This window comes from Rhizobium sp. BK512, assembly GCF_014194915.1.
In the GTDB taxonomy this organism is placed as follows: Bacteria; Pseudomonadota; Alphaproteobacteria; order Rhizobiales; family Rhizobiaceae; genus Rhizobium.
The window spans coordinates 935,164-944,180 of sequence record NZ_JACIAS010000003.1; the positions used below are offsets into that span (position 1 = coordinate 935,164).

General features: G+C 60.9%; 6 protein-coding genes, 1 pseudogene and 1 riboswitch. All 7 genes and pseudogenes read right to left on the reverse strand.

The window, feature by feature from the left end; all coding sequences use genetic code 11:
* Positions 1-2: 2 nt before the first annotated feature.
* On the reverse strand, positions 3-3,542 hold the full coding sequence (gene uca / locus FHX06_RS15215) for an urea carboxylase (protein ID WP_183879896.1): 3,540 nt from the start codon (positions 3,540-3,542) through the stop codon (positions 3-5).
* A 2-nt stretch (positions 3,543-3,544) separates the two neighbouring features.
* Positions 3,545-4,195: an urea amidolyase associated protein UAAP2 gene (locus FHX06_RS15220; protein ID WP_183879898.1), complete on the reverse strand. Its 651-nt coding sequence runs from the start codon at positions 4,193-4,195 to the stop codon at positions 3,545-3,547.
* 10 nt (positions 4,196-4,205) lie between these two features.
* Positions 4,206-5,027, reverse strand: coding sequence for an urea amidolyase associated protein UAAP1 (locus FHX06_RS15225; RefSeq protein WP_183879900.1), 822 nt, complete (start codon positions 5,025-5,027; stop codon positions 4,206-4,208).
* Positions 5,024-5,848, reverse strand: a complete 825-nt coding sequence (locus FHX06_RS15230) for an ABC transporter ATP-binding protein (RefSeq protein WP_183879902.1) — start codon at positions 5,846-5,848, stop codon at positions 5,024-5,026. Before FHX06_RS15230 ends, FHX06_RS15225 begins: the two co-directional genes overlap by 4 nt.
* Complete coding sequence (locus tag FHX06_RS15235; protein WP_183879904.1) at positions 5,845-6,663, reverse strand: ABC transporter permease; 819 nt, start codon at positions 6,661-6,663, stop codon at positions 5,845-5,847. The genes FHX06_RS15230 and FHX06_RS15235 overlap by 4 nt, the downstream gene beginning before the upstream one ends.
* Positions 6,664-6,721: 58 nt before the next feature.
* A complete protein-coding gene (locus FHX06_RS15240) occupies positions 6,722-7,795 on the reverse strand; it encodes a putative urea ABC transporter substrate-binding protein (protein ID WP_183879906.1) in 1,074 nt (357 codons plus the stop codon).
* Between the two features lie 74 nt (positions 7,796-7,869).
* A riboswitch (guanidine-I (ykkC/yxkD leader) is annotated at positions 7,870-7,981 on the reverse strand.
* Positions 7,982-8,668: 687 nt separating this feature from the next.
* Positions 8,669-8,929: pseudogene (locus FHX06_RS15245) on the reverse strand (DUF3422 family protein); the annotation flags it as partial.
* Positions 8,930-9,017: the final 88 nt, after the last annotated feature.

Sequence of the window (9,017 nt, forward strand, 5' to 3'; positions counted from 1 at the left end):
GATCAGCACTCCTCTAGAACAACAATGATATCACCCGCTTTGACGTTTCGTCCGGGGCCTGCACGCAGGTCGCGGACGCGGCCTGGCGCATGTGCGGTGACGTTGATTTCCATTTTCATGGATTCGATGATGGCAAGCGTATCTCCGGCTGCGACCGGTGCGCCCGGCTCGACCAGCAGTTTCCAGATATTGCCGGGCACGGCGCTGGCAACCCCGAAGCACCCATCCGGGATGTCCCCATCCGGGCTTTCGCCGGTACCTTCGTCGGTGACAAAGCTGTCGAGTCCGGCTTCCTTCCAGCGCTGGCGCTCGGCATCGAAGGCGGCCTGTCGGCGCGTCTTGAAGGCTCCGATCGAAGATGCATTCGCCTGCAATTCCCGCTCATAGGCGGCGTAGGAGAATTCCGTCTCCTCGATGCGGACGGGATAACCACCATGCGGGAAGGCGCCGCGGGCTTCCGCCAACTCCTGATGGCTGACCGGGAAGAAGCGGATCTGATCGAAGAAATCGAGCAGCCACGGCTTGTCCTTGGTAAAGACCGGCGTCTGACGCCAGGTATTCCAGACCTGGATGGTGCGGCCGAACAGTTGGTAACCGCCGGGGCCCTCCATGCCGTAGATGCACATATAGGCCCCGCCGATACCAACGGCATTTTCGGGCGTCCAGGTGCGGGCGGGATTGTATTTCGTCGTCACCAGCCGATGGCGGGGATCGACCGGAGTGGCGACCGGCGCGCCGAGATAGACGTCACCGAGGCCGAGCACGAGATAGCTTGCATCGAAAACGACATCGCGCACGGCCTGTTCGTCCGCCAGCCCATTGATGCGGCGGATGAACTCGATATTGGACGGGCACCAGGGCGCATTCGGCCGCACGAGTTCCTGATATTTGCGCATGGCAAGTTCCGCATCCGGATCATTCCAGGAGAGCGGCAGATGCACGATGCGGCTCGGTACCTTGACGTCGTGCGCCGCCGGCAGGCTCGCTTCGATCTCGGCCAGCAGGCCGAGCAGGCGTTTGCGGGTCAGCGATGTACCGTCATAATGGATCTGCAGTGAGCGGATGCCGGGCGTGAGATCGATAATGCCGGGCAGACGCGCTTGCGCCACGGCTTGCATCAAAAGATGCACCCTAAGCCGCAGTGCGATATCGAGCGACATCGGCCCATATTCGACCAGCAGGTTGTCATCACCCTGGCGGCGATAGACGACAGAGACTGGTCCCTTTTCACGCTTGCCAATAACGGGCGAGCCCGTCTCTTCCTTCGCTCGATGCACGACCGGTCCGGCAATCGGATCGTCCGGCCGTGCAACGGGATGGAAGCGGATGCGATCACCTGGCTTGAACTGGCCCATCTTCCACTGTTCGTCGCGAGCGATCACCGCCGGGCAAACGAAACCGCCGAGGCTCGGCCCGTCCGGCCCGAGGATGATCGGCATGTCGCCGGTAAAGTCGATCGCGCCAATCGCATAGGCGTTGTCATGCAGGTTGGACGGATGAAGGCCGGCTTCGCCACCATCGCTGCGCGCCCATTTCGGTGCAGGACCGATCAGGCGCACCCCGGTGCGGGCGCTGTTGAAATGCACCTCGTAGTTTGTCGAAAACAGCGTCTCGATATCGTCGTCCTCGAAGAAATCGGGCGCACCATGCGGACCGTAGACGACGCCGACATCCCATTCGCGCGTCAGTTTTGCCGCTTCGGTTGCCGGTGTCGGCGCTTTGGCGGCCGCCTGGCGGGCAAGATGCAAAACATGGCCGGTCTTCAGCGTGCCGGTGGCGTTGCCGCCGAACTGACCGAGCCCGAACGTGGCCCGCGAGCCAAGCACGACCAGGGCGGCGAAACCGCCTGCTACGGCAAGGTAAGCGCGCTGCCCAGGTCCATCGATGCTGCCGATTACGAGGGTCTGGCCGGCGCGGATGGTAAGCGCCTCGTCATGCGGCAGTTTCTCGCCGTCGACGCTCATTGGCATCCCGGCGCCGGCAAGAGCGATCACGGTGTCGGTATGGAATTTCAGGACCGGACCTGAGACCGTTAGTTCCAATGCTGCGACCGTATCGCCGTTGCCGACGAGACGGTTGGCATGCCGGAACGAGCGCTCGTCCATCGGCCCGCTCGGCGGCACGCCGACGTGCCAGAGCCCAAGTCGGCCGGGCAATTCCTGGACGCTCGATTGGGCACCGGGTGCGATGACCTCAATCACATCAGGCACGAAGGAAAAGTCGCGCAGCGCCGTCGTTGCCACCTTGCCGCCGGCAAGCAACTCGGAGCCGGCAATGGCGCGCAAATAATCGAGATTGGTCTCGATGCCTGATATCGATGTTTCGGCAAGGGCCGACTTGAGCTTTTCGATCGCCGCCGGTCGATCTTCGGCCGAGACGATCACCTTGGCGAGCATCGGGTCGTAGAAGGGTGTTACTTCCGTGCCGGTCTCGATCCAGCCGTCGATACGCACATCTTCGGGAAAGGCGACTTCGGTCAGCAGGCCAGCGCTCGGGCGGAAATCGGCATGCGGCATCTCGGCATAGACGCGCACTTCGATCGCCACTCCCTTCTGCTGCAGAGCCTCCGCGCCCGAGAGCACAGCTTCGCCCGCGGCCTGGCGGATCATCCATTCGACGAGATCGAGGCCGAACACGGCTTCGGTGACAGGATGTTCCACTTGCAGACGAGTGTTGACCTCGAGGAAGTAGAAGTCCTCGCGAATGGGATCGTAGATGAATTCGACGGTACCGGCGGACTCGTAGGAGACCGCCGAACCGAGATCGACGGCTGCCTTGTGCAGGCGCGCACGCGTGACGGCCGAGAGACCGGGGGCAGGGGTCTCCTCGACCACCTTCTGGTTCCGCCGCTGCAGCGAGCAATCTCGTTCACCGAGCGCGATGACCTTGCCTTTTCCGTCGCCGAAGATCTGAACTTCGACATGGCGGGCTTCGGCCACGAAACGCTCGATATAGACGCGCGCATCGCCAAAGCTCGCCCGCGCAGTGCGCTGCACGCTTTCGAACGACGCCTTCAGGCTTTCGGCATCGGCACAAAGCTGCATGCCGATGCCACCGCCGCCAGCCGTGCTTTTCAGCATGACGGGATAGCCGATCGCTTCGGCTGCAGCGAGCGCTTCATCCGCGTTTGAAAGCAAGCCGGTGCCGGGCAGCAGCGGCACGCCGCTCGCCTTGGCGAGTTCGCGCGCCGTATGCTTCAGGCCGAAGGCCGAGAGGTGTTCGGGACGGGGGCCAATGAAGGCGATGCCTTCGGCGGCAAGGCGCTCGGCAAAACCGATGTTTTCCGACAGGAAGCCGTAGCCGGGATGAACCGCCTCTGCTCCTGTGGCCTTGCAGGCGGCAATCACGGCATCGATATTGAGATAGCTTTCGCTCGCCGGCGCCGGCCCGAGGCGGACAGCCTCATCGGCCATCAGGGCGGGCTTGGCGAAACGGTCGGCATCGGAATAGACGGCGACGGACGCAATACCCATTCGTCGCAGTGTCTTGATGACCCGGATGGCGATTTCGCCGCGGTTGGCGATCAGGACTTTCTTGAACATGCTCAATACTCGCCATCCCAGATCAGCACCCGGATCGGCGTCGGGTCGAAGCCGTTGCAGGGATTGTTGATCTGCGGGCAGTTGGAGATGACGCAGAGCACGTCCATCTCGGCGACGAGTTCGACATAGTCGCCCGGCGCGGAAATGCCGTCGACGATCGTCATCTCGCCATTCGGCTTGATCGGCACGTTCATGAAGAAATTGATGTTCGGCACGATATCGCGCTTGCCCATGCCGTGCTTGCTGACTTCGAGTACGAAATTGTCGCGGCAGGCATGCAGATATTTGGTGCCATGGCCGAAGCGTACCGTGTTGCTCTCGCAGGAGCAGGCACCGGCCGAGGTGTCATGACGGCCGCAGCTGTCGGCCGTCATGGTCAGCATGACATTGCCTTCGTTCGACATGATTTTCGTGCCAATGCCGATGTAGGCGGCACCCTGCATGCGCATCGTATCCTGATTGGAATAGCGCTCGGAGAAATCATCGGCACGATAGAAGAGCGTATCGATCGCCTGCTGGCCAAAACTGTCCTCGATGCGGATCGTCTGGCCCTTGCGCACGATGGCGGACCAGGGGGCTTCGGCCGCAATGAAATGATCCTGAGCGGCGTTCTGCAGGCTGCGGGCAGGGGAGGTCTGGATGAAATCGGACATCGTTTCCTCCTCAGGCCTGCAGCAAGGTGTTGTTTTCGAAGCCGCGCACGGCTTCGGCGGTCGCCGTGCTGCAAAGATCGTCCGCAGCCGGCACGGGTGCCTTGTAGCGGGTGATGACAACGGGCTTCGGTTGGTAGATGGGGTCCGGGTCAAGCGGATGCGGGCAATTGGAAAAGCCGACCAGCATGTCCATCTCGGCACGCAGTTCGACGTAGTCGCCGCTGTTGGAACGCTTGCCCTGCCAGCCGAAACCGCCGGCCTCGGCAAGGCGCACGGGCGCGAAGAGGTTGAGGATAGCAGGAATGTCGCGACGGTCGAGGCCGAGCTTGACGGCAACGAGGATAAGGTTGTCTCGGGTGTTGCGGGTCTTTTCGCCGGGATATTTCGCTGCGTTCGAGGCCCCCGTCGAGCCTCCCATCAGGCAGTCATGGGCACCGGAACTATCCTCAATCATCGAGAACATGACGCGGCCCATGTCGGAAAAGATCACACGTCCCTTGCCGAGCGCCGTCGTCCACTGGACCTTGGCCGTATCGACGAGGTTGATCCGTTCGCTCGTATCGGTGGCATTCCAGGCGACGAGGGCCACCGTTGAATTGCCCTCGGCCTGATCGACCCGGATCGCCTCGCCGCGCTGAAGTTTGGTGGACCAGTACCAGCCGCCGGGAATGGTTTGCTGATGGATGACCGCGGCGGCTTCGATCGCCGGTGCCGGCAGCGCGCTTGGGCCGGGCAAGGCCTTGGGCGCGAATTCCAGACCCTTCTTTTGATGCTCTTCGTAGCGCGCGCGATTGGCGGCGATCTCTTCGGGCGAACGTCTCACATGCATCATAGCATCTCTCTTGATGGTGCCAGGTCGTCCCGGCCATGCCCCAGGGAAGCGACCGGGCCGTCCCGGTCGGGGCTGAAAATCGATGACTGGCCGGCAAGGCGCGGCGGCCAGATGGAAATGTCCTTGGTGATAGTGGCGCCGTAGCGCTCTTTCTCTTCGGGCCGGTCACGGCGGCGCTCGAAGGCGACGACGCGGCTTGCGAGCGTGAAGGCCTCGCGCATGTCATGCGTGACCATGACGACGGTCATCTGCGTTTCGTGCCAGAGCCGCTTCATCAACGTGTGGATCTCTGCGCGGATGCCGGGGTCGAGCGCGCCGAAAGGCTCGTCGAGCAGCAGCACCTTCGGCTTCATGATGAGCGCCTGGGCAAGCGCCAGGCGCTGCTGCATGCCGCCGGAAAGCTGTGCTGGATATTTGCTTTCCGAACCGGCGAGCCCGACCTCTGAAATCAGCTGGCGCGCTTCCTCGATGGCGTTGCGGCGAACTGCGCCGAAGAGCTTGGCCTTGTAGCGCGCGGCTGACAATTCCTTGCCGAGCAGCACATTGCCGAGCACTGTCAGATGCGGAAAGACGGAATAGCGCTGGAAAACGACGCCGCGATCCGGTCCCGGTTCAGGCGGCAGGAGTTCACCGTCGAGCAGGATCTTGCCTTTCGTCGGCTGCTCCTGACCGAGCAGCATGCGCAGAAAGGTGGTCTTGCCGCAGCCCGACGGGCCGACGAGGGCGACAAAGGCGCGGGAGGCGACGGTCAGCGACACGTCCTCAAGCACGATCTGGTCGCCATATTCCTTCCAGACCTTTTCGATCTTCAATTCGCTCATGCCTGCTTCTCCAGTTCCGACCAGGGGAAGACGGCGATGCGCAGGCGATCGAGCAGTGCATTCATGACCACGGCAAGTAGTGTGATCCAGACGACGTAGGGGAAGATGATATCCATCGAGAGATAGCGGCGGACGAGGAAGATGCGGTAGCCGAGACCGGAATCTGACGAGATCGCTTCGGCCGCGATGAGGAACAGCCAGGCCGGGCCGAGTTGCAGTCTGAGGCAGGTGATCAGCCGCGGCAGGATCTGCGGCAGCACGACCCGTAGGCCGATCTGCCAGGAGGAGCCGCCGAGCGTTTCGGCCTTGACGATCTGTTCGCGCGGCAGTTCCAGCGCCTTTAGCGCGAGATCGCGGACCATCGTCGGCGCGACACCGATGACGATGAGGGCGATCTTCGAGGTTTCTCCGAGCCCCATGACGATGAAGAGGATCGGTAGCAGCGCCAGCGGCGGCACCATGGAGATCACGGCGATGAAAGAGGCAAGCAACGCCCTCAGATAGGGCAGCATGCCGATCAGCATGCCCACGACAAGCGCGATCGCCGTGGAAATGCCGAGGCCGGATAGCAGGCGGATCAGGCTCGCACCGGTATCCGACCAAAGCAGATACTCGCCGGTGCGCGGGTCAGCGACGAAGGCTAGACGGTTAATCGCATCGGCAAATCCCGCAAGGCTCGGCAGAAGCTTGTCATTGGCGTTCTCCGCCAGTCGCGCAGCCGAGCCGAAGGCATAGGCAAGGGCGAGCAGCACGAAGGGCAGCAGCATCAAGGCAAACTGTGCGCCCCGGCTCGGCCTCGTGTTGATCCAACGCATGGGAAATGCTCCGCTGGTGAAAAAGGGGAGACGCGATTAGGCCGCGCCTCCGTTGCGATCAGAGCGAACCGTCGGCGGCTGCCTTCATGTAGGTCTCGGTGAAACGCAGCTTCACATTGCCGGTATCGCCCAGCACCTTGCCATCAGGCATTTCGATACCGATGACATCGGCAGACGGTGCACCATTGCCGAGCAGGCCCTTCTCGAAGAGGAAGTTACGGACCAGATCCATCGTCTTCGGCAGGTTCGGCGAAGCGGTGAAGGCAACGGCATCGGCGGGCTTGTCGAAGAGCTTGGTGGCGGCAAGCTGGGCTTCAAAACCGGCGAGATCGGTGCCCGAAGCGGACCCCATTGCTTCACGGGCTGCCTTGCCCTCGGCAGTATCGGCACGCAGAAGAACGGCTGTCTCGTACCAGATGCCGGCCAGCGCCTTGCCGAAGTTCGGATTGTCCTTGAGCACGCCGCTATTGGCGACCATCAGGTCGATGATTTCGCCCGGCACCTGCGAACTGTCGAAAACTTTCTTGGCCGTGGGATCTTCCAGGATGGTAGAGACCAGCGGGTTCCAGGTGACGACGGCGGAGACATCGGCGGTCTTATAGGCAGCGACCATATCGGCGTCGGAGGTGTTGACTACTTTTACGTCCCGCTCGGTCAGTTTGATGCTTTCGAGCGCGCGGGCGAGCAGATAGTGCGAGACGGAGAATCCGACGAGATTAACGTTCTGGCCCTTGATATCGGCAAGGCCCGCCTTGTCCTTCAGGATGACGGCGTCATTGCCGTTCGAGAAGTCGCCCACGATCACAGCCGTCGTGTCGACGCCGCCGGCAGCTGGGATCGACAAGCCATCCATGTTGGTCAGCGTCACGGCATCGAAGGCGCCTGCCGTGTACTGGTTCATCGACTCCACATAGTCGTTGAACTGGGTGACATCGATCTTGATGCCGTATTTGTCGGCCCATTTCTTGACGATGCCGTGGTCAGCCGCATAGCCCCAGGGCATCCAACCGACATAGATGGACCAAGCGACCTTGAATTCGGTCTTCTGTTCGGCCTTGGCGAAGGAGCTGAAGCCCATTGCCAGCGAAGCGGAAAGCGCGGTGATGGAAAGGATCTTCGAAAAAGTCTGCATTGAAATTCCCCTTTTGCTTTTCTTCAAAAGGGATCGGCAATGACCATCGTGCCGCCAATCCCTTGGCTTACGAGGTCTCCCGGGCTTTTGTCCCGCCGTGCACCCGGCGGAATTTCTCCCCCGCCGGTGGTGGCTCTCGGACCAGTCACGCCCTTCGAAAGCGCCGGAACCCTAGCCACCAACTCTGCTCATATCGAAGCAAGCGCTATGCCAGATTATCTATGTGTTTGATTTGTAAGGACTGGTAGATATGCCGCTTACTTTAAAGCGGCAAAAGTGCATACTCATGCCTAATTATTAATCGAAATGCGAAAGTATCCTGCGGCGATGCATAAAATTTAATGCGCCACCACGCTCTTCCCGTTCTCGATGCGCCCGGATCTAACTGTCTGGCCTTACCGGTGGCCTATGGAATGTCCCTCGACTCCAGTTCCGGGCAGCTTGGCTCGTTTCCGAAGGTGATCTCCCTGCGGTATCCGCCAAGCGTCAGCCCCCTGAAGGTCAACACGTTCTCATCGCGATAGACGATCTCGCTTCGGTAAATACCCGCGCGTATTGCTCTGTTCCTGGCCCGACTGACATTGCACTGCCCGACCGGTGGCGACACATGCCAATTGGACGTGCCTTGCGTGTCGGTTTGCCAGCCGTCGGCAGGGGCCAGCGTTGAGCTGGCGAGCAGCGCAAATGCTGAAAGTATAAGCTTGGACGACAATCGAGACTTCACGATGTTACTCCGAGGCAATTCCATTATCGATGCTTCCGCTATTATCTGAAATTGCTCAATAAATCATCCGACGGTGCGCCAGTCGGCTTTGACTTCTCGGCGAATGGTGAACAACCACTCTAACAAGACGCTTTCTTTTTAGCGGGGGCTCATTCTGTCGAGAGCGCATGTTTGACGCGCAGGATGGCGACGGCAACAGCTCCGATAACGAGCGGGATCGACACAAGCATCACCAACGGACTGACGTGATAGCCTGCGTGATCGACGGTTTCCAAAACGACCTTAAACAGGCTTAGCAGATAATAGCTGATAGCGATGATGGAGAAGCCCTCTACCGCCCGCTGGATCTTGACCTGGGTTGCGGCGCGATCAGCCATCGCTTGGATCTGGATGGCATTCTGGTTGTTGATTTGCACTGAGAGCTGACCCGGGATTGCGGGAAAATATCACTGAGAATTGACCCATGTTTCAATCATCCCCTGTGGTTTCAGCGGGGGC

What these genes read in the sequence shown, in the direction of transcription:
- FHX06_RS15235 (WP_183879904.1), bottom strand. Translation starts at nt 6,663, where the DNA reads ATGCGTTGGATCAACACGAGGCCGAGCCGGGGCGCACAGTTTGCCTTG.
- FHX06_RS15225 (WP_183879900.1), bottom strand. Translation starts at nt 5,027, where the DNA reads ATGATGCATGTGAGACGTTCGCCCGAAGAGATCGCCGCCAATCGCGCG.
- uca (WP_183879896.1), bottom strand. Translation starts at nt 3,542, where the DNA reads ATGTTCAAGAAAGTCCTGATCGCCAACCGCGGCGAAATCGCCATCCGG.
- FHX06_RS15230 (WP_183879902.1), bottom strand. Translation starts at nt 5,848, where the DNA reads ATGAGCGAATTGAAGATCGAAAAGGTCTGGAAGGAATATGGCGACCAG.
- FHX06_RS15220 (WP_183879898.1), bottom strand. Translation starts at nt 4,195, where the DNA reads ATGTCCGATTTCATCCAGACCTCCCCTGCCCGCAGCCTGCAGAACGCC.
- FHX06_RS15240 (WP_183879906.1), bottom strand. Translation starts at nt 7,795, where the DNA reads ATGCAGACTTTTTCGAAGATCCTTTCCATCACCGCGCTTTCCGCTTCG.